The organism is Micromonospora sp. ZG13 (assembly GCF_059359355.1).
In genome coordinates, this window is the sequence record NZ_JCADBQ010000004.1 from 35,386 (window position 1) to 54,338 (window position 18,953).

20 protein-coding genes are annotated in these 18,953 nt (G+C 74.9%); 13 read left to right on the forward strand and 7 right to left on the reverse strand.

Annotated features, from left to right (window positions below; genetic code table 11):
• Window positions 1-40 precede the first annotated feature (40 nt).
• The 3 genes from AC5L34_RS10655 to AC5L34_RS10665 are packed head-to-tail and all read right to left on the reverse strand — an operon-like array spanning window position 41 to window position 1,212.
• Complete coding sequence (locus tag AC5L34_RS10655; RefSeq protein WP_089001662.1) at window positions 41-475, reverse strand: PLD nuclease N-terminal domain-containing protein; 435 nt, start codon at window positions 473-475, stop codon at window positions 41-43.
• Between the two features lie 27 nt (window positions 476-502).
• Window positions 503-871 carry a DUF202 domain-containing protein gene (locus AC5L34_RS10660; RefSeq protein WP_441175444.1) on the reverse strand — a complete coding sequence of 123 codons (369 nt, stop codon included), beginning with the start codon at window positions 869-871 and terminating at the stop codon, window positions 503-505.
• Entirely contained in the window at window positions 868-1,212 is a 345-nt protein-coding gene (locus AC5L34_RS10665) for a YidH family protein (RefSeq protein ID WP_435871823.1), read from the reverse strand. Before AC5L34_RS10665 ends, AC5L34_RS10660 begins: the two co-directional genes overlap by 4 nt.
• Window positions 1,213-1,291: 79 nt before the next feature.
• Between AC5L34_RS10665 and AC5L34_RS10670 the strand changes: the two genes are divergently transcribed.
• The gene (locus AC5L34_RS10670) at window positions 1,292-2,089 is read left to right on the forward strand and encodes a GNAT family N-acetyltransferase (protein WP_441175443.1); all 798 of its coding nucleotides are present in this window, start codon (window positions 1,292-1,294) and stop codon (window positions 2,087-2,089) included.
• Between the two features lie 2 nt (window positions 2,090-2,091).
• Complete coding sequence (locus AC5L34_RS10675) at window positions 2,092-2,499, forward strand: hypothetical protein (RefSeq protein ID WP_441175442.1); 408 nt, start codon at window positions 2,092-2,094, stop codon at window positions 2,497-2,499.
• Here the strand turns inward: AC5L34_RS10675 and AC5L34_RS10680 are convergent.
• The gene (locus AC5L34_RS10680; protein ID WP_441175441.1) at window positions 2,487-2,738 is read right to left on the reverse strand and encodes a hypothetical protein; all 252 of its coding nucleotides are present in this window, start codon (window positions 2,736-2,738) and stop codon (window positions 2,487-2,489) included. The genes AC5L34_RS10675 and AC5L34_RS10680 overlap by 13 nt on opposite strands.
• A 218-nt stretch (window positions 2,739-2,956) precedes the next feature.
• Here AC5L34_RS10680 and AC5L34_RS10685 point away from each other — a divergent pair, with 218 nt between their 5' ends.
• The 3 genes from AC5L34_RS10685 to AC5L34_RS10695 all read left to right on the forward strand — a co-directional run bounded on the left by AC5L34_RS10685 (window position 2,957) and on the right by AC5L34_RS10695 (window position 7,591).
• Window positions 2,957-3,736: an electron transfer flavoprotein subunit beta/FixA family protein gene (locus AC5L34_RS10685; RefSeq protein WP_089001656.1), complete on the forward strand. Its 780-nt coding sequence runs from the start codon at window positions 2,957-2,959 to the stop codon at window positions 3,734-3,736.
• Between the two features lie 11 nt (window positions 3,737-3,747).
• Window positions 3,748-4,707 (forward strand): electron transfer flavoprotein subunit alpha/FixB family protein, encoded by a 960-nt coding sequence (locus AC5L34_RS10690; RefSeq protein WP_494824694.1) that lies wholly within the window; start codon window positions 3,748-3,750, stop codon window positions 4,705-4,707.
• A 175-nt stretch (window positions 4,708-4,882) separates the two neighbouring features.
• Window positions 4,883-7,591, forward strand: a complete 2,709-nt coding sequence (locus tag AC5L34_RS10695) for an HAD-IC family P-type ATPase (RefSeq protein ID WP_494824695.1) — start codon at window positions 4,883-4,885, stop codon at window positions 7,589-7,591.
• 70 nt (window positions 7,592-7,661) lie between these two features.
• Here the strand turns inward: AC5L34_RS10695 and AC5L34_RS10700 are convergent, their stop codons facing one another.
• Together AC5L34_RS10700 and AC5L34_RS10705 are read right to left on the reverse strand one after the other, a co-directional pair.
• A complete protein-coding gene (locus AC5L34_RS10700; RefSeq protein WP_494824696.1) occupies window positions 7,662-8,459 on the reverse strand; it encodes an anti-sigma factor in 798 nt (265 codons plus the stop codon).
• Complete coding sequence (locus tag AC5L34_RS10705) at window positions 8,413-9,015, reverse strand: RNA polymerase sigma factor (RefSeq protein ID WP_441175437.1); 603 nt, start codon at window positions 9,013-9,015, stop codon at window positions 8,413-8,415. Before AC5L34_RS10705 ends, AC5L34_RS10700 begins: the two co-directional genes overlap by 47 nt.
• 230 nt (window positions 9,016-9,245) lie before the next feature.
• Between AC5L34_RS10705 and AC5L34_RS10710 the strand changes: the two genes are divergently transcribed.
• The 7 genes from AC5L34_RS10710 (at window position 9,246) to AC5L34_RS10740 (ending at window position 15,964) form a co-directional block, all read left to right on the forward strand.
• A complete protein-coding gene (locus AC5L34_RS10710) occupies window positions 9,246-10,076 on the forward strand; it encodes a DUF4397 domain-containing protein (protein WP_101414491.1) in 831 nt (276 codons plus the stop codon).
• On the forward strand, window positions 10,073-10,738 hold the full coding sequence (locus AC5L34_RS10715; RefSeq protein WP_494824698.1) for a class F sortase: 666 nt from the start codon (window positions 10,073-10,075) through the stop codon (window positions 10,736-10,738). The genes AC5L34_RS10710 and AC5L34_RS10715 overlap by 4 nt, the downstream gene beginning before the upstream one ends.
• A gap of 163 nt (window positions 10,739-10,901) precedes the next feature.
• On the forward strand, window positions 10,902-12,077 hold the full coding sequence (locus tag AC5L34_RS10720; RefSeq protein WP_494824699.1) for a cysteine desulfurase family protein: 1,176 nt from the start codon (window positions 10,902-10,904) through the stop codon (window positions 12,075-12,077).
• A gap of 148 nt (window positions 12,078-12,225) precedes the next feature.
• Entirely contained in the window at window positions 12,226-13,299 is a 1,074-nt protein-coding gene (gene mnmA, locus AC5L34_RS10725; protein WP_089001649.1) for a tRNA 2-thiouridine(34) synthase MnmA, read from the forward strand.
• A gap of 93 nt (window positions 13,300-13,392) precedes the next feature.
• On the forward strand, window positions 13,393-14,397 hold the full coding sequence (locus tag AC5L34_RS10730; RefSeq protein ID WP_494824700.1) for a methionine synthase: 1,005 nt from the start codon (window positions 13,393-13,395) through the stop codon (window positions 14,395-14,397).
• 36 nt (window positions 14,398-14,433) lie between these two features.
• On the forward strand, window positions 14,434-14,793 hold the full coding sequence (locus AC5L34_RS10735; protein WP_441175432.1) for a VOC family protein: 360 nt from the start codon (window positions 14,434-14,436) through the stop codon (window positions 14,791-14,793).
• A gap of 169 nt (window positions 14,794-14,962) precedes the next feature.
• The gene (locus AC5L34_RS10740) at window positions 14,963-15,964 is read left to right on the forward strand and encodes an ADP-ribosylglycohydrolase family protein (protein ID WP_441175431.1); all 1,002 of its coding nucleotides are present in this window, start codon (window positions 14,963-14,965) and stop codon (window positions 15,962-15,964) included.
• Between the two features lie 70 nt (window positions 15,965-16,034).
• Here the strand turns inward: AC5L34_RS10740 and AC5L34_RS10745 are convergent, their stop codons facing one another.
• Window positions 16,035-16,562 carry a type II toxin-antitoxin system PemK/MazF family toxin gene (locus AC5L34_RS10745; protein WP_441175430.1) on the reverse strand — a complete coding sequence of 176 codons (528 nt, stop codon included), beginning with the start codon at window positions 16,560-16,562 and terminating at the stop codon, window positions 16,035-16,037.
• 198 nt (window positions 16,563-16,760) lie between these two features.
• Between AC5L34_RS10745 and ligA the strand changes: the two genes are divergently transcribed.
• On the forward strand, window positions 16,761-18,896 hold the full coding sequence (ligA, locus tag AC5L34_RS10750; RefSeq protein WP_441175429.1) for an NAD-dependent DNA ligase LigA: 2,136 nt from the start codon (window positions 16,761-16,763) through the stop codon (window positions 18,894-18,896).
• The last annotated feature ends 57 nt before the right edge of the window (window positions 18,897-18,953 follow it).

Here is an 18,953-nt window from a genome sequence, read left to right on the forward strand (position 1 = left end):
GCCCGCCGCCGTCGCCGGGCGACCGGCGACGGCGCGGGGCTCAGGCGCCGGGGGTGGAACCCTCGGGGCGGTCCTCCTCGCGCGGCGGCTCGCCGTCGCGGCGGCGCATCTCGTCCTCGCGGCGGCGCAGGTCCTCCTCCCAGCGGCGGAACAGCTCCCCGTCCTCCTGCCGGGAGCGCTCGCCGAGGGAGCGGAGGAACTCGGGGTCGTCGTCGGGGGCGACCGGGCGGGGCCGCTCCCGGGGCGGCAGGAGCCGACCCTTCGGCGCTCCGCCGGCGGGTCGCCCGGCGACGCGCTCGCGCCCCGCGGCGAACCAGGCGAGGGAGCCGAGCAGCGGGAAGAACAGGATGATCAGCACCCAGGCGATCCGGGGCAGGGCTTTGATCTCGCCCTCCTCGGCGGAGAGGCAGCTGATCAGCGCGCAGACGGCGAGGACGATCTGCACGACGAAGAGGAGGACGTAGAGCCGGGCCATGGGTCAATCATGGCGCACCGACTCCCGTCAACCCAGTCCGCGCGCCGCCAGCAGGGTGCCGAGCAGCGCGAAGCCGGCCGTGGCGAGGGCGATCAGGGGTAGCGAGCGCCCGTAGCCGGGGGCCGGGCCCGTGCCGGTGGCCCGCCGCCAGCAGACCGTCAGCGCCGCGCCCCAGCCCAGCACGGCGGCCCCGGCGACGAGCGCGCCGAACGCCCCGCCGGCGGGCGGTCCGGTGAGCGCGAGCCGCACGGTCAGCACCATGATCACGGTGAGCGCCAGGGCCGTACGCCGCCAGGCCAGCCTTGTTCGCTCGGGTTGCAGCCCGGGGTCGCGCGCCGGCCGGTCCCGCCCCGGCGGCTGCGCCCCGTGGCCGCCGGCTCCGCCGGGCCGGTTCACCGGCCACCGACCGCCCGGGCCAGTACCGCCGCCACCAGCAGCAACGCGCCGAGGCCGACGGCGAGGGCGAGCACCGCCGGGAAGCGTGAGGCGGGCAGTTCCTCGCCGAGGCGGATGGCCCGCTCCGTACGCGCCCAGTGGTCGACCGCGCGCACCGCCACCGTGCCGCCGAGCAGCAGCAGCGCGATGGCGATCACCTCCCGCAGGTGCGCCGGCGGCAGGAACTGCGCGGCGGCCAGGCCGCCCGCGACCAGCGCCAGCCCGGTACGCAGCCAGGCCAGGAACGTCCGCTCGTTGGCCAGCGAGAAGCGGTAGTCGGGGGTGCTGCCCACCGCCCGCATCTCGCGCGGGTCGAACCACCGCCTGATCGCCTGCCACACGTGACCATTATCCGTTTCCGGCCGGCCGTAGCCTCGAGGGATGACCGATCTTGACGCCCGCACGCTGCGCGACGCCTACGACGCCCAGATCCGCCCGGAGATTCCGGATCCGCTGCCGGCCGGGGTCGTCGTGGAACGGGACGGCCCGCTGGTCCGCGTCCTCGGCCTCGACCAGCGCGGCTTCCTCACGTACCGGACGCTGGACGGGCTCGCCGGGGCCGAGCTGGACGCGTTGATCGCCCGGCAGGTGGAGTTCTTCCGCCGGCGCGGCGAGGCGGTGGAGTGGAAGCTCAACGGGCACGACCAGCCGGCCGACCTGCCCGATCGGCTGCGCGCCGCCGGGTTCGTCGCGGAGGCGGAGGAGACCGTCGTGGTCGGTCCGGTCGCGGCGCTGGCCGCCGCCGTGCCCGTGCTGCCCGAGGGGGTACGCCTGCGCGAGGTCAGTGCCCGGGAGGACCTGGAGCGGATTGCCGCGATGGAGGAGGCGGTCTGGCACGACGACCGCAGCCACCTGGTGACCGGCCTGGCGAGGGAGATCGAGGCCGACCCGCAGTCCATCACGGTCGTCGTCGCCGAGGCGGACGACACGGTGGTCAGCGCCGGCTGGGTCCGTTACCAGGCGAACACCGGCTTCGCGACCCTCTGGGGCGGCTCGACCCTGCCGCAGTGGCGGCGGCGGGGCGTCTACCGGGCGCTGGTCGCGTACCGGGCGCGCCTGGCCGAGCAGCGTGGCAGGACGCTGCTCCAGGTGGACTGCTCGCCGGAGAGCCGGTCGATCCTCCAGCGGCTCGGTCTCGTCCCGGTCACGACCACCACCCCGTACGTCTACACTCCGTGATCATGGAGCAGCGGTTGACGGCCGAGGAACGGCTGACCCTCAAGACGGGCGCGTTCGGGGCGGTGTTCCTGGTGGCCAACGCGGACCCGGGGATGCTCGCCCTGTTCCGGGAGAGCTTCGCCGCCTCCGGTGCGATGGCCGACAGCAGCGGGGTGGTCAAGGAGGCGCTGACCAGCGGTCCGCTGCCGCAGCTGCCCCGGGACTCGGCCCTGGAGATCGAGGCGGTGGTGTTGCCGGCGCTGGGCCGCTCGGTGCGGATCCTGCGGGAGAAGTCGCCCCGGGACGTGGCCGGCTACCGCGAGGTGGTGCTCTCGGCGGCCGAGCGGGTGGCCGGTGCGCACCGGGGGGTCGCCCCGGCCGAGGCGGCGGCCATCGAGCGGATCAGGGACGCGTTGGATCAGCCGGCGTGAGCCGCGCCGGCGTCCCGGTGCGGGCGGCCGCCGTGGTCGCCCCCGGGCCCGAGGGGCGCGTCGGGGTGGGTGGTCTCGCCGTGGGCGGCGCATCGGGTCGGCGACCAGAGCGCCCGGACGGTGGCCCGCACGCACCGGTCGCGCAGCCGGCCGCAGGCGCACCGGTACGCCTCGGGTCGGGTCCGGCGACAGCGGTGTCGCGGGGCGTCGGCGCGGCCGGCGCTGGTGTTTTCTGACATTTCGCGACACCTCCCGATTCGTCAGATTACCCGCCCGCATGGCCGTCGGTGAGCTGTGTCACCCTGAGGTCGCCGGGGGCAGATGCTACTGGCAGGTAACATTGCGCCGTGGGCAACTGCACAGCACCGCGCGGTTGACCGGCGTCAACGGAAGCGCGAGGCTGCGCCCCAGACCGGGCGAGCGATCGCAACACCAACAGGAGGGTCGTCGAAGCGCGATGAACATCGTCGTACTCGTCAAGCAGGTGCCCGATTCGGGCGCGGACCGCAACCTGCGCAGTGACGACAACACCGTCGACCGCGGTTCGGCGAACAACGTCATCAACGAGATGGACGAGTACGCCATCGAGGAGGCGTTGAAGATCAAGGAGGCCCACGGGGGCGAGGTGACCGTCCTGACCATGGGTCCGGACCGGGCGACCGAGTCGATCCGCAAGGCGCTCTCCATGGGCCCGGACAAGGCCGTGCACGTCGTGGACGACGCCCTGCACGGCTCCTGCGCCGTGGCCACCTCGAAGGTGCTCGCCGCCGCCCTCGGTCAGCTCAACGCCGATCTGGTGCTCTGCGGCAGCGAGTCGACCGACGGCCGGGTGCAGGTCATGCCGCACATGCTCGCCGAGCGGCTGGGCGTCGCGGCGCTCACCGGCGCCCGCAAGCTCACGGTCGACGGCTCCACGCTGACCGTCGAGCGGCAGACCGAGGAGGGCTACGAGGTGGTCACCGCCACCACCCCCGCCGTGGTCTCCGTCTGGGACACCATCAACGAGCCGCGCTACCCGTCCTTCAAGGGCATCATGGCCGCCAAGAAGAAGCCGGTGCAGACGCTCTCCCTGGGTGACCTCGGGGTCGCCCCGGCCGAGGTGGGCTTCGAGGGTGCGACCAGCGCCGTGCTGGAGCACAGCAAGCGGCCGCCGCGCTCCGGCGGCGCGAAGATCACCGACGAGGGCGACGGCGGCGTGAAGCTGGTCGAGTTCCTCGCCACCGAGAAGTTCGTGTGAGAGGTCTGGACATGTCTGAGGTTCTCGTCGTCGTCGAAGCCACCCGGGAATTCGGCGTCAAGAAGGTCACCCTGGAGATGCTCACCCTCGCCCGCGAGCTGGGCACCCCGAGCGCGGTCGTGCTCGGCGGCCCCGGCGCCGCGGAGGCGCTGAGCGCCAAGCTGGGCGAGTACGGCGCGGAGAAGATCTACGCGGCCGAGAGCGAGGAGATCGACGGCTACCTGGTGGCCCCCAAGGCGACCGTGGTGGCCGAGCTGGTCTCGCGGGTGCAGCCGGCCGCCGTGCTGCTCGCCTCCTCCCAGGAGGGCAAGGAGATCGCCGCCCGGCTGGCCGTCAAGCTGGACAACGGCATCCTGACCGACGTGGTGGGCCTGGCCGCCGACGGCACCGCCACCCAGGTGGCCTTCGCCGGCTCCACCATCGTCAAGTCCAAGGTCACCCGCGGCCTGCCGCTCGTCACCGTCCGGCCCAACTCGGTCAACCCGACCCCGGCGGCGGCCAGCCCGGCCGTCGAGCAGCTCACCGTCGCGGTCGCCGACACCGACAAGCTGGCCAAGGTCGTCGACCGGGTGGCCGAGCAGAAGGGCTCCCGCCCGGAGCTCACGGAGGCCGGCGTGGTCGTCTCCGGCGGTCGGGGCGTCGGCAACGCCGACAACTTCAAGCTGGTCGAGGAGCTGGCCGACCTGCTCGGCGGCGCCGTGGGCGCGTCCCGCGCGGCCGTCGACTCCGGCTACTACCCGCACCAGTTCCAGGTGGGACAGACCGGCAAGACGGTCTCCCCGCAGCTCTACGTCGCTCTCGGCATCTCGGGCGCCATCCAGCACCGGGCCGGCATGCAGACCTCGAAGACCATCGTCGCGGTCAACAAGGACGGCGAGGCGCCGATCTTCGAGCTGGCCGACTTCGGCGTGGTGGGCGACCTGTTCAAGATCGTCCCGCAGGCCGCGGACGAGATCCGCAAGCGCAAGTGAGCTGACGTCCGCCCGGGCGCGGGCCGGGAACCGCGACGCGGTTCCCGGCCCGCGCCTTTTTCCGCAGGCGGCGCCCCGGAACGACCGGCGGGGCCCCGCGCCGGCCTGCGACCATGGAGACGCTCCACCCGGAGTGCCCAGCGCGGCCGTCCCCGTGTCGAACAGGAGTGTGCCGATGCCGGCCAGGACGCCCGAGGGCGATCACCACGCGCTCGCCGTGCCCGAGGTCGTGCTGCTGCTCGGCACGGACACCGAGCACGGGCTGACCGACGAGGAAGCGGCGGCGCGGCTCCAGCGGTACGGGCCCAACGTACTGCCCAGCGCGGCCGAGGGCGGGGCGCTGCGCCGGCTGCTGCGGCAGTTCCACAACCCGCTGATCTACGTGCTGGTCGCCGCCGGTGTGGTCACCCTGCTGCTCGCCGAGTACGTCGACTCGGCGGTGATCTTCGGGGTGGTGCTCGTCAACGCCGTCGTCGGCTTCCTCCAGGAGTCCCGCGCGGAGGCGGCCCTCGACGCGCTGCGGGCGATGGTGCGTACGCAGGCCCGGGTGCTGCGCGCCGGCCGGCAACGCCCCGTGCCGTCCGACGACGTGGTCCCCGGGGACGTGGTGCTCGTGGAGGCGGGGGAGAAGGTCCCCGCCGACCTGCGGCTCGTACGCGCCGCCGAGCTGCGCGCCGACGAGTCGGCGCTGACCGGCGAGTCGCTGCCCGTCCGCAAGGACGAGCTGGTGGTGCCGGCCGACGCGCCGGTGGCCGACCGCCGCAACCTGCTGCACTCCGGCACCCTGCTCACCGGCGGCACGGCGGTCGGCGTCGCGGTGGCCACCGGGGCGGAGACGGAGCTGGGCCGCATCCACCGCCTGGTCGGCGGCGCGCAGGTGCTGGACACGCCGCTGACGGTGAAGCTCGCCCGGTTCAGCCGGCTGCTCACCGTGGCGATCCTGCTCCTCGCGGCGGTGACCTTCGGCATCGGCCTGGTGCGGGGGCAGGACGCCGGGGAGACGTTCACCGCCGCCGTGGCGCTCGCCGTGGGCGCGATCCCGGAGGGGCTGCCCGCCGCCGTGACGATCACCCTGGCGATCGGCGTGTCCCGGATGGCCCGCCGCCGGGCGGTGATCCGGCGGCTGCCGGCGGTGGAGACGCTGGGCAGCACCACGGTGATCTGCACCGACAAGACCGGCACCCTCACCGAGAACCAGATGACCGTCCAGGTGCTCTGGACCCCGCAGGGCCGCTACGAGGTCGGCGGGACCGGCTACGTGCCCACCGGCGAGATCCGGGACCCGGCGGGCGGTCCGGCCCCGACCGGGGAGGGCCCGCTGCGCTGGTCGCTGCTGGCCGGCGTGGGCTGCAACGACGCCCGCCTCGACGAGCAGGACGGTCGCTGGGTCGTGCTCGGCGACCCCACCGAGGGCGCGATGCTCGTGGCGGGCGCCAAGGTGGGGCTGCACGCCCACGAGGTCGCCGCCGAGCTGCCCCGGGTGGCCGCCGTCCCGTTCACCTCGGAACGGCAGTTCATGGCGACCCTGCACGAGCGTCCCGAGGGCGGGCGGGTGGTGCTCGTCAAGGGGGCGGTGGAGCGGGTGGTCGAATGGTCCGGGTCGGCCCTGCGCCCCGACGGCTCGACGGGACCGCTCGACGCCCCGGCCGTGCTGGCCGCCGCCCACGAGCTGGCCGGCGAGGGCCTGCGGGTGCTCGCCACCGCGATGCGGCCGGTCGGCCCGACGGACGGGCTCGTCGAGGAGGAACTGGCCGGCACGCTGGTCTTCACCGGGCTGCACGCGATGCTCGACCCGCCCCGGGCCGCCGCGGCGGCGGCCGTGACGTCCTGCCACCGCGCCGGGATCGACGTGAAGATGATCACCGGGGACCACCTCGCCACCGCCACCGCCATCGCGCGCCGGATCGGGCTGCTGCGGGCCGAGCCCGGCCCGGGCGACGTGCTGACCGGCGCCGACCTGGCGGCGCTGCCCGCCGGGGAGCTGCCCGCGGCCGTACGGGGGGCGTCGGTGTTCGCCCGGGTCTCGCCCGAGCAGAAGCTGCGGCTGGTGGAGGCGTTGCAGGCCGACGGCCAGGTGGTCGCGATGACCGGCGACGGGGTCAACGACGCCCCCGCGCTGCGCGCGGCCAACATCGGGGTGGCGATGGGCCGCAGCGGCACCGAGGTGGCCAAGGAGGCCGCCGACGTCGTGCTCATCGACGACGACTTCGCGACCATCGAGGCGTCCGTCTCGGAGGGGCGGGGCGTCTTCGCCAACCTGACGAAGTTCATCACCTGGACACTGCCCACCAACACGGCGGAGGGACTGGTCATCCTCGTCGCCATCGTGCTCGGCTCGGCGCTGCCGATCCTGCCGAGCCAGATCCTCTGGATCAACATGACCACGGCGGTGTTCCTCGGCCTGACGCTCGCCTTCGAGCCGAAGGAACCCGGGATCATGGACCGGCCGCCCCGCGATCCCGGTCAGCCCCTGCTGACCGTCGCACTGGTGGTCCGGGTGCTGCTGGTCTCCGCGCTGCTGGTGGTGGGCGCCTGGTGGCTGTTCGAGTGGGAGCGTGCCGGCGGGGCCGACCTGGCGCAGGCGCGGACCGCGGCGGTGAACCTCTTCGTCACCGTGATGGCGTTCTACCTGTTCAGCTGCCGCTCCCTGACCCGCTCGCCGTGGCGCCTGGGCCTGTTCAGCAACCGCTGGCTGATCGCCGGGGTGCTCGTGCAGGCCCTCGGCCAGCTCGCCCTGACCTACCTGCCGGTGATGAACGACCTGTTCCGTACGGCGCCCATCGACGGGCAGGCGTGGCTGCGGATCCTGGGCATCGCCGTCGTGGCTTCGGCCGTCGTCGCGCTCGACAAGCGGTTCGGCCGGTTCGGCCGCCGCCTCGGCTGACCTGCGGAGGTGGCGGCCGGGCCGCGATGGGAGCTGATCGGCGGGCCGGGGAGCTGAGCCGGCCCGCCGATCAGCCCGTCAGAGTGCCCCTCAACAGGCTCTTGCCGGAGTGGGCGGTGTTGTTGTCGTACGCCTCGGCGGAGACGTCGACAACCGAGTATGCCTCAAGGTCCACGTTCGGTGGCAGCGGCAGCAGTTCGTCCGTCGCGTCGCCGAGCACACCGACCGAGAACATCTCCATGTTCCGCGGGTTGATGAGCCATACCTCGTAGTACCCCGGGACGTCCGGGAGATTCGCCAGGTGCAGGTGCAGTCGGCCGTTGTCGAACACCCGGGCCTCGCCGCTGGCGTCCGGCGGCGTCTCGCCGTACGCCTTCAGGGGCGCGCTGGCCAGCACCACCTGCGGTGGGGCGGGCTCCGGCGCCGGCCCGCTCCCGTCGATCGCGACGAGGGTGCCGACGACGCCGACCACGGCGGCGGCCGTCGCGGTCGCGGCGGTCGTGGCCCAGCGCGACCACCGGCCCCGCCGCCGGGCCGGGGCGAGGACCACGCCGCCCGCCCCGTCGGCGTCGCCCGGCCGGTCGGTCGGGGCGCGCTCGTCGGCGGACCGCTCGGCGCGGGGCCCGGGCAGCGCCGGCAGGGCCTCCGCCGCGCGGATCTCCGCGACGATGCCCTGCCAGACGTGTTCCGGCGGATCGGGCAGGTCGTGCAGGCCCTGGGCGTCGGCGCCGAGGCCGGCGACGTGTTGGAGGGTGTCCATCTCGGCCCGGCAGGGCGCGCAGGTGTCGAGGTGGGTGGTCTCCGTGGCGTCCGCCTCGGTCTCACCGAGCGCCAGGAAGACCAGCCGGTCGTGGTCCAGGTGCGGCACCGTCCACCTCCCATCTGCGTTTCAAGCTCGCCATGCCGCGGCGGATGTGGCTCTTGACCGTGCCGAGGGGCACCCCGGTCACCGTCGCTATCTGCTGGTGGGTGAGGTCGTCGAAGAACGCCAACTCCAGCATGCGCCGCTGGTCGTCGGGCAGTCGGGCCAGCTCGTCGGCGACCACCAGCCGGTCGACCACGGTGTCCGGATCCGGCCCCGGACGCGCCGGCTCCGGCAGTTGCCGGACCGTCTCGACCACCCGGGTCTCGCGGGCCGAGGCCCGCAGCCGGTCGATCACCTTGCGGCGGGCGATGCCGAGCAGCCAGCCGACCAGCGAGCCCTTGCCGGGGTCGAAGGTGTCCCGCGCCAGCCAGGCGGCGACGAAGGTGGTCTGGGTCACGTCCTCGGCGTCGCTGCGGTTGGCCAGGGTGCTGGTGGCCAGGTGCAGGACGGCGCGGCCGTACCGGTCGTACGCCTGCCGGAGCGCCAGTTCGTCGCCCGCGCGGAAACGCGTGGCCAGGTCGTCCTCGGGTGGGTCCGGCTCCTGCCGTGCCGCTGTCACAGGGCGGCTCGCCTTCCAGGGGGCATGCCCGACTGTAACTCCCACAGTCATCGCCCCACCTTTCCGGTCGGTCTGGTGTCGGTAGCTCTTCGCTCCGGAGGCGGCCGGTGGATGCGGATCCGGCGGACGAAAAGAAGTTGCTCCCGGGCGCATCCGGCGGCGGTGGGCCGGGCGTAACTCGTTTTGCACACCAGGCCTGACGAATCAGCATTAACTACCAGGAGGCAGACATGCAGCTCTCGTACTTCCGTCGGGTCGCCGCGGGCGGCGCGGTCGCCGCGCTGACGTTCGCCGGAGCCGGCGCCCTCACCGCCACCCCCGCGTACGCCGCCTCGTCCAAGGTCTCCGTCGTGCACGGCATCCCGGACACCCCGGTCGACGTGTACGTCAACGGCGAGAAGACGCTGGACAACTTCAAGCCCGGCGACGTGGCCGGCCCGCTGAACCTGGAGGAGGGCGCGTACGACATCGCCCTCACCAAGCCCGGCGAGCCGATCGCCCAGGCCATCCTCAGCGTCGACGACGCCGCGGTGCCGGGCGGCGCCAACATCAGCATCGCCGCCCACCTCGACGCGGCCGGCAAGCCGAAGATCACGCCGTTCGTCAACGACACCGGCAAGGTCGCCGCCGGCAAGGCCCGGCTGATCGTCCGGCACACCGCGGCCGCGCCGGCGGTGGACGTGCGCGCCGGCGGCACCCCGGTCTTCGAGGACCTCACCAACCCGAACGAGGCCAAGGGCGACGTCGACGCGGGTGCCGTCAAGGCCGACGTGGTGCTCGCCGGCACCGACACCGTGGCGATCGGGCCGGCGGACCTCGACCTCAAGGAGGGCACCGCGACGATCGTGTACGCGATCGGCTCGGCCGACGCGAAGAACCTCGGCGTCGTGGCGCAGACCATCACCGGCCTGCACTCGGCCCCGGCCGGGGTGCCCAGCGGCGACGGCGGCCAGGCCGGCACCGGCGTGGACACCTGGTGGTACGTGCTGACCGGCGCCGGCGCGCTGCTGCTGATCGGCGGCGGGGCGCGGGTGGCCACCGCCCGGACCGGTCGCAGGTGACGGTGCGTCACCGCGGGGCGCTGGCGGCCATGGCCGCCGGCGTCGCCGCGCTCACCGTCGCGACCCTCGTCGCCTGCGCCTCCCGGCCGGCCGAGGACGTCGGCGTCGACGAGGCGGCGGCCCTGGCCAGCCCCACGCCGGCCCCGTCGGTCACCACCGGCGACGCCGCCTCGGTCCCGGTCACCACGGGGGAACTGCCGGCCGGTACGAGGGTCGTCCCGCCGGTACGGCTGGAGATCCCCGCGATCGACGTCACCGCCACGGTGAACGCGGTCGGCATCAACGCGCGCACCAACGAGTTCGAGGTGCCGCCCAGCGTCGACCAGATCGGCTGGTACCGGTACGGGCCGGGCCTGGAGACCGACGCCGGCTCGGTGGTCGTCGCCGGCCACGTGGACAGCGCCACGCAGGGCAAGGGCGCCTTCTACCGCCTGCGCGAGCTCGACGAGGGCGACACCCTCACCGCGACCGGCAGCGACGGCGAGGCCCGGCGGTACCGGGTCGTCGCCCGGGAGGAGTACGACAAGACCAGGATCCCGCTGGACCGGTACTTCGCCCGCGACGGCAAGCCACGGCTGACCCTGATCACCTGCGGTGGGCCGTTCGACGCGAAGGCCCGCAAGTACCGCGACAACATCGTCGTCACGGCGGTGCCCGCCTGACAGGTCGCACGGCGGTGCCTCCGACACGGCCGGGCCGCGCACCGGGCAGGCCCGGCACCGGGCGGGGAGGACCGCACTCCCCGCCCGGTGCCGGCATCCGTGGCCGTCGCACGGGGCCCTCCGGCATCCGGGCCGCCACGAACCGGTCGTAGGCTGAACGGCGATGGCTTACCTGGATCACGCGGCGACCACTCCGATGCTCGACGAGGCACTGGAGGCGTACGTCGCCACCGCTCGCGAGGTCGGCAACGCGTCCTCACTGCACGCGGCGGGCCGCCGTGCCCGGCGACGGGTGGAGGAGTCGCGGGAACGGGTGGCCGCCGCGCTGGGCGCCCGCCCCTCCGAGGTCGTCTTCACCGGCGGCGGCACCGAGAGCGACAACCTCGCGGTGAAGGGCATCTTCTGGTCCCGCCGCGCCGCCGACGCGCGGCGCGACCGGGTGGTCTCCAGCGCCGTCGAGCACCATGCCGTGCTCGACGCGGTGGACTGGCTCGTCGAGCACGAGGACGCCGGCGTGGGCTGGCTCACCGTCGACGCCGCCGGCCGGCTCAGCCCCGACGAGCTGCGCGCCGAGCTGGCCGCGCACGGCGACCGGGTCGCCGTGGTGACCGCGATGTGGGCCAACAACGAGGTCGGCACCGTGCAGCCGGTCGCCGAGCTGGCCGCCGTCGCCGCCGAGTACGGGGTGCCGTTCCACACCGACGCCATCCAGGCGGTCGGGCAGGTGCCGGTCGACTTCGCCGCCGCCGGGGTCGCCGCGCTGACCGTCACCGGGCACAAGCTCGGCGGGCCCACCGGGGTGGGCGCCCTGCTGCTGGCCCGCGACGTGTCGGCGACCCCGCTGCTGCACGGCGGCGGCCAGGAACGCGACGTACGCTCCGGCACCCTCGACACCGCCGGCATCGTGGCCTTCGCGGTCGCCGTGGAGGCGGCGGTCAAGGGCCAGCAGGAGTACGCGGCCCGCGTCGCCGCGCTCCGCGACGACCTGGTGGAGCGGGTCCGGCACGCGGTGCCCGAGGTGGTCTTCAACGGCGACCCGACCGACCGGCTGCCGGGCAACGCGCACTTCTCCTTCCCCGGCTGCGAGGGCGACGCCCTGCTACTCCTGCTGGACGCGCGGGGCATCGCCTGCTCGACGGGTTCCGCCTGCTCCGCCGGGGTGGCCCAGCCGTCGCACGTGCTGATCGCCATGGGCGCCGACGACGACCGCGCCCGCTCCTCACTGCGCTTCACCCTCGGCCACACCAGTACGGCGGCCGACGTGGACGCGCTGATCGCCGCCCTCCCGGCCGCCGTCGACCGCGCCCGCCGCGCCGCCGCCCTCCGCACGCCCCGCTGACCTCGCCGCGAGGCGGTCGATCCATGCGGTCGTGGCGCCCGGAGCGTGGTCTCCGGCGGCATTCGTGCCCCGCCACGACTGCTCGATCGCCGGTGGCTGGACGGGTCGGGGATGGGGATAGGGTCGGTGGGGTGAAGGGAGTGAGCCGGTGAGGGTCTTGGCGGCGATGTCGGGCGGGGTGGACTCGGCGGTCGCGGCGGCGCGGGCCGTCGAGGCGGGGCACGACGTGACCGGCGTGCACCTGGCGCTGGCCCGCAACCCGCAGACCTACCGCACCGGTGCGCGCGGCTGCTGCACCCTGGAGGACTCCCGGGACGCCCGGCGGGCCGCCGACGTCATCGGCATCCCGTTCTACGTCTGGGACATGGCCGACCGCTTCCACTCCGACGTGGTGGACGACTTTGTCGCCGAGTACGCGGCCGGCCGTACGCCCAACCCCTGCCTGCGCTGCAACGAGAAGATCAAGTTCGCCGCGGTGCTGGACCGGGCCGTGGCCCTGGGCTTCGACGCCGTGGTCACCGGCCACCACGCCCGGCTCGGCGCGGACGGCCTGCTGCGTCGCAGCGTCGACCTGCCCAAGGACCAGTCGTACGTGCTGGCGGTGCTCACCCGCGAGCAGTTGGACCGGTCGGTGTTCCCGCTCGGCGACTCGACGAAGGCGCAGGTGCGCGAGGAGGCGGCCCGGCGCGGGCTGGCGGTGGCCGACAAGCCGGACTCCCACGACATCTGCTTCATCGCCGACGGGGACACCCGCGGCTTCCTCGCCGAGCGTCTCGGCGAGGCGCCCGGCGAGGTGGTGGACGCCGCCACCGGCGCCGTGGTGGGCAGCCACAGCGGCGCGTACGCGTACACGGTCGGGCAGCGGCGCGGGCTGCACCTGGACCGGCCGGCGCCGGACGGCCGGCCGCGCTACGTGCTGTCCATCACGCCGAAGACCAACACCGTGACGGTCGGCCCGGCCGAGGCGCTGGAGGTCTCCCGGGTGCGCGCGGAGCGCCCCGTGTGGACGGGCGGCCCGCGCCCCGACGCGCCGCTGGAGTGCGAGGTGCAGTTGCGGGCGCACGGGGACGTGGTGCCGGCGACGGTCGAGCTGACCGCCGACGGTCTGCGCGCCGAGCTGCGCCGCCCCGTGCGGGGGGTCGCCGCCGGCCAGGCGATCGTGGCGTACCGGCCGGACCCGGCCGGCGACGTCGTGCTCGGCTCCGCCACCATCGCCGGCTGACGCCCGACCGGGAGCGTGCCTCCGGCCGGGCACCCCGGTCCGGTGCCCCGGCGGCCGGGTGGCGGGCGTCTGCGTACCGGATAGTCTTCGGCCGTGACAGATCAGGTGTGGCCCTGGCCGGCCGGCGCGGCGACCGGCATCGGTTCGCTTCCCGGCACCGACATCGCCGAGGCGCAGCGGATCGTCCTCGGTGAGCTTCCCGCCCTGCCCCACCTGCCGGAGCTGCCGGCGCGGGGCCCCGGCGCCGACCTGATCGGCCGGACCGCCGGCCTGCTGGTCGAGCTGCCGGTGGAGCTGTACGCCGCCCGCTGGCGGATCGCGCCGCGCCCGGGGCGGGACGTGCGCCGCGCCCGCGACCTGATGGAACGCGACCTCGACCAGCTCGCCGAGCAGGCGGAGGAGTACGCGGGGCCGGTCAAGATCCAGGCAGGTGGCCCGCTGACCCTGGCCGCGTCCCTGGAGCTGCCGATCGGCGGCCGGATGCTGCGCGACCCCGGCGCCGTCCGGGATCTCACGAACTCGCTCGCGGAGGGGCTGCGCGGGCACGTCGCGGCGGTCGCCCGCCGAATGCCGCGCGCCACCGTGCTGCTCCAGCTCGACGAGCCGTCGTTGCCGACGGTGCTCGCCGGGCGGGTGCCCACCGAGAGCGGGCTCGGCGCGTACCGGGCCGTCGATCCGAGCGCCGCCGCGTCGCTGCTGCGCACGGTCGTCGAGGCGGCCGGGGTGCCGACCGTGGTGCACTGCTGCGCGCCGGACGTGCCGCTGGAGCTGATCCGCTCGACGGGCGCCATCGGCGTCGCCCTCGACCTCGGCCTGGTCACCGACCTGGATCCGCTGGGCGAGGCGATCGACGCGGGGCTCGGGCTGCTGGCCGGCGCCGTCCCCACCACGCCGTCGTCCGCCGGTCGCGCGCCGACCTCGGCGCAGGTCGCCGATCGCGTACGCCAGCTCTGGGACCGCCTCGGGTTCCCCCGCCGGCAGCTCGCCGAGCAGGTCGTGGTGACCCCCGCCTGCGGCCTCGCCAACGCGACCGGGCAGTACGCGCGCGCGGTGCTCGCCGCCTGCCGGGACGCGGGCCGGCGGCTCGCCGAGGACTGAGGTTTCCCGTCGTACGGGCGGGGCAGGATGGCCGGCATGATCGGACAACTGCGCACCGTGGTCATCGACTGCCCCGATCCCCGGGCCCTGGCCGGGTTCTACTCGGAGCTGCTGGGCCTGCCCGTCGACGCCGACGCCAGCGACGACGGCTGGGTCGTGATCGCCGGCTCGGGTCACCGCCTCGCCTTCCAGACGGCGCCCGACCTGCGCCCGCCGGCGTGGCCCGACCCGGAGCGCCCGCAGCAGTTCCACCTGGACGTGCAGGTGGCGGACGTGGACGCGGCCGAGCAGCGGGTGCTGGCGCTCGGTGCCCGGCGGCTGCCCGGCGAGGGCGACGACTTCCGGGTCTACGCCGACCCGGCCGGTCACCCCTTCTGCCTGGTCTTCTCCGTCTGAGCGTCCGCTCCACGCTGGCCGACGCGTCGCCGGCGCCCGGGCCGGGCCGCCGGCACCACGGCCGGGCCGGGCCGATCCCTGCGCCGCCGCCGGAGCGCGCGGGCGCCGCCGGGTGCGGTGGGCCGCCCGCCGGGTGGTGCCGGTTGTGTGCGGGCGGCATGATCGCGGAATGATCGACACCTCGCTCCGGCGGGCCGCCGGTTCCCTCTTCGGCCTCGCCTACGGTGACGCGTTGGGCAAGCCGACCGAGTTCCTGACCGTCGCCGAGATCGTTCGCCGCTACGGGCCGGCCGGCCCCCGCGAGCTCGCCGGCGAGCCGGCGCTGGTGACCGACGACACGCAGATGGCGCTGGCGGTCGGCTGGGCGCTGCACGACGCGCCGGCGCTGACCCCGGAGGCGGTCGAGCCGCTGCTGCGCAAGCGTTTCCTGGACTGGGCGGCCAGCCCGGAGAACAACCGGGCGCCGGGCATGACCTGCCTGCGGGCCTGCGCCGAACTGGAGCGCGGGATGCGTTGGCAGGAGGCGACGGTGGCCGGCTCGAAGGGCTGCGGGGCCAACATGCGGGTCACCCCGGTCGGCCTGGTCGACGTCGACCTCGACACCCTCGCCGGGCTGGCGCAGCTCCAGGCGGGGCTGACCCACGGCCACCCGACCGGCCTCGCCGCCAGCGAGCTGACCGCGTACGCGGTGCGACTGCTGCGCGACGGCGCGGCGCTGGCGGAGCTGCCCCGGCTGCTCGCCGACCGGGCCCGCGACCAGCGGCGGGTCTACCGCGCCGACTGGCTCGGCGACCTCTGGCAGCGCCCCGGGGTGGACACCCCGGAGGACTTCGTCGCCCGGGGCTGGGACGAGTGCCTCGCCGTCCTCGGCCGCCTCGACGCCGCGCTCGCCGCCCCGGACGACGGCGGCGACCCGTGCCGGCACACCGGCGAGGGGTGGATCGCCGAGGAGGCGCTGGCCACGGCCCTGTTCTGCGCGATCCGGCACGCCGACGACCCGGTGGCCGCGCTGGCCCGGGGCGCCACCACCGCCGGCGACTCCGACTCGATCGCCGCGCTGGCCGGCGCCTTCGTCGGCACGGCCCGGGGCATGGCGGCCTGGCCCGCGCCCTGGGCCGCCCGCATCGAGTACGCCGACCAGCTCACCGCCCTCGCCAGGGCCTGGGACTGAGCCCACGCCGTCGCCGCTGGGGTGCCCGACAGGCGGGTCGGGTCAGGCACCCGGCTGGCCGGGGTGAGGGTCAGGCACCCGGCAGGTGGGGGAGGCGGCGGATGCGACGCCACAGGGCGGGATCGCAGTCGCCGGCGCGGCGGGCGAAGTCGGCCAGCGCGACGTGCACCGGCTCGGCCAGGTCGACGAAGCTGTCGTGGTCGGCGTCGGGGTCCCACCGGCGGGTGGGGATGAGCACGTGGTCGTCCCGGGAGCTCTTGTCCTGACTGGTGATCTTCAGGACGTCGGCGCCCCCGCCGTCGGCGCGAAGCACCAGGCAGGGCCGCACCTTCGAGCCGGTGCCGTCGGCGTACGGGACGTCGGCCCACCAGATCTCGCCCGGGCGCGGCGCCCCGTCGGGGGCCCGCTCGGCGGTGCGCGGCCGGGGCGGCGCGCTCGACCGTCCGGGGCCGCCCGGCGGTGTCCTGCGGCCGGGCCGGGCACCCGGACGCCTCGGCGGTCGCCCGGCGTCGTCGCGGTCGCCCCGCCGGTCGTTCCACGCCCAGCCGGCGGCCACGGCCAGCACGATCCCCGCCGCCCAGAGCAGCCATTCCGGCATCCGTACCCCCGCCTGGTCAGTGGGTGCGGCGCGCAGGCCGCGGCGTCGACGGCGGTGCGGACCGCCCGCGCGGCACCGCCGTCCGGCGATCCTCGCACGGCCGGGGCCCCGACGCCGTCCGGGCGCGACGGGTGGCCGCCGGATTGTCCCACCGGACCGATACGGTGCCGAGGTAGCGGAATCACGGGAGGTCGCACGGTGTCCGAGGAAGCCATCGCCCAGCAGGTCACTCCGGCACAGGAGGCGGCCGCCGGCGCCGAGCCGACCCCCGATGCCCGGGAACGGCACGCCACGCTCAGTCAGGAGCTGACGGAACACCAGTACCGCTACTACGTGCTGGACGCGCCGACCATCCCCGACGCCGAGTTCGACCGGCAGTTGCGCGAGCTGGAGGCGCTGGAGGAGCAGTACCCGGCGCTGCGCACCCCCGAGTCGCCGACGCAGCGGGTCGGCGGCACCTTCTCCACCGACTTCACCCCCGTCGCCCACGCCGAGCGGATGCTCTCCCTCGACAACGCCTTCGCCGACGAGGAACTGGCGGCCTGGGCCGAGCGGGTCGAGCGCGACGCGGGCGGCCCGGTGCCCTACCTCTGCGAGCTGAAGGTCGACGGGCTCGCCATCAACCTGACCTACGAGCGCGGCCGGCTGGTGCGGGCGGCGACCCGGGGCGACGGGCGCACCGGCGAGGACGTCACCGCCAACGTGCGCAGCATCCGCGACGTGCCGGGCCAGCTCGCCACGTCGGCCGAGTTCGGCGACGTGCCCGAGTTCGTCGAGGTCCGGGGCGAGATCTACTTCCCGGTGGCCGCCTTCGCCGACCTCAACGCCGGGCTGGTCGAGCAGGGCAAGCCGCCGTTCGCCAACCCGCGCAACGCCGCCGCCGGCAGCCTGCGCCAGAAGGACCCGCGGGTCACCGCCTCCCGGCCGCTGCGCCTGGTGGTGCACGGCATCGGCGCCCGCCGCGGCTTCCAGCCGGTGGCGCAGTCCGAGTCCTACGCGGCCCTGCGGGCGTGGGGGCTGCCGACCAGTGACCGCTGGCGGGTGGTGCCCGACCTGGCCGGCGTCGCCGAATACATCGCCTACTACGCCGAGCACCGCCACGACGTCGAGCACGAGATCGACGGCGTGGTCGTCAAGGTCGACCCGGTCCCCATCCAGGGCCGGCTCGGCTCGACCAGCCGGGCGCCGCGCTGGGCCATCGCCTTCAAGTACCCGCCGGAGGAGGTGAACACGAAGCTGCTCGACATCGACGTCGAGGTCGGCCGCACCGGCCGGGTCACGCCGCGCGCCGTTCTCCAGCCGGTCAAGGTGGCCGGCTCCACCGTCGCGTACGCCACCCTGCACAACGCCCGGGAGGTCGAACGCAAGGGCGTCCTGATCGGCGACACCGTGGTGCTGCGCAAGGCCGGCGACGTGATCCCCGAGGTGCTCGGCCCGGTGGTCGACCTGCGTCCCGCCGATGCCCGGCCGTTCGTCATGCCCACCACCTGCCCGGCCTGCGGCACGCCGCTCGCGCCGGCGAAGGAGGGCGACGTCGACATCCGCTGCCCCAACTCCCGCACCTGCCCCGGTCAGCTGCGGGAGCGGGTCTTCCACCTGGCCGGCCGCAAGGTGTTCGACATCGAGGCGCTCGGCTACAAGGGCGCGGCGGCGCTGCTCGACGCGCAGGTCATCACCGACGAGGGCGACCTGTTCTCGCTGGACGAGAAGCAGCTCGCCCGGTCGCCCTTCTTCGTCAACAAGGACGGCACGCTCGGCAGCAACGCCGCCAAGCTGCTCGACAACCTGGCCGTGGCCCGCGAGCGCGACCTGTGGCGGGTGCTGGTGGGCCTGTCCATCCGGCACGTGGGCCCCACCGCCGCGCAGGCGCTCGCCCGGCACTTCCGCTCCATCGAGGCGATCGACCGGGCGAGCGAGGAGGAGCTCTCCTCGGTCGACGGCGTGGGGCCGACGATCGCGGCGAGCATCCGGGAGTGGTTCGCCGTCGACTGGCACCGCGAGGTGGTCCGCAAGTGGCGCGAGGCCGGCGTGCGGATGGCCGAGGAGGCGGTCGACGAGGGGCCGCGCCCCCTGGAGGGGCTCACCGTCGTGGTCACCGGCACCCTGCCCGGGTTCAGCCGTGACCAGGCGTCCGAGGCGATCCAGAGCCGGGGCGGCAAGGTCAGCGGGTCGGTCTCCAAGAAGACGTCCTTCGTGGTGGTGGGGGAGAACCCCGGCTCGAAGGCCGACAAGGCGGCCAGCCTCAAGGTGCCGGTCCTGGACGAGGGGGGTTTCCGGGTGCTGCTCGACGCCGGTCCGGAGGCCGCCCGGGAGGTCGCCCGCGTCGAGGAGTGACGGCGGGCGCGGCACGTCGCGCGTGGACCCGGCGGGGCAGGTCGAGATACCAACTTA

Coding starts and splice junctions, on each gene's coding strand:
- AC5L34_RS10655 (WP_089001662.1), bottom strand. CDS start 475: ATGGCCCGGCTCTACGTCCTCCTCTTCGTCGTGCAGATCGTCCTCGCC.
- AC5L34_RS10665 (WP_435871823.1), bottom strand. CDS start 1,212: ATGCGGGCGGTGGGCAGCACCCCCGACTACCGCTTCTCGCTGGCCAAC.
- AC5L34_RS10670 (WP_441175443.1), top strand. CDS start 1,292: ATGACCGATCTTGACGCCCGCACGCTGCGCGACGCCTACGACGCCCAG.
- AC5L34_RS10675 (WP_441175442.1), top strand. CDS start 2,092: ATGGAGCAGCGGTTGACGGCCGAGGAACGGCTGACCCTCAAGACGGGC.
- AC5L34_RS10680 (WP_441175441.1), bottom strand. CDS start 2,738: ATGTCAGAAAACACCAGCGCCGGCCGCGCCGACGCCCCGCGACACCGC.
- AC5L34_RS10685 (WP_089001656.1), top strand. CDS start 2,957: ATGAACATCGTCGTACTCGTCAAGCAGGTGCCCGATTCGGGCGCGGAC.
- AC5L34_RS10690 (WP_494824694.1), top strand. CDS start 3,748: ATGTCTGAGGTTCTCGTCGTCGTCGAAGCCACCCGGGAATTCGGCGTC.
- AC5L34_RS10695 (WP_494824695.1), top strand. CDS start 4,883: ATGCCGGCCAGGACGCCCGAGGGCGATCACCACGCGCTCGCCGTGCCC.
- AC5L34_RS10710 (WP_101414491.1), top strand. CDS start 9,246: ATGCAGCTCTCGTACTTCCGTCGGGTCGCCGCGGGCGGCGCGGTCGCC.
- AC5L34_RS10720 (WP_494824699.1), top strand. CDS start 10,902: ATGGCTTACCTGGATCACGCGGCGACCACTCCGATGCTCGACGAGGCA.
- AC5L34_RS10735 (WP_441175432.1), top strand. CDS start 14,434: ATGATCGGACAACTGCGCACCGTGGTCATCGACTGCCCCGATCCCCGG.
- AC5L34_RS10740 (WP_441175431.1), top strand. CDS start 14,963: ATGATCGACACCTCGCTCCGGCGGGCCGCCGGTTCCCTCTTCGGCCTC.
- AC5L34_RS10745 (WP_441175430.1), bottom strand. CDS start 16,562: ATGCCGGAATGGCTGCTCTGGGCGGCGGGGATCGTGCTGGCCGTGGCC.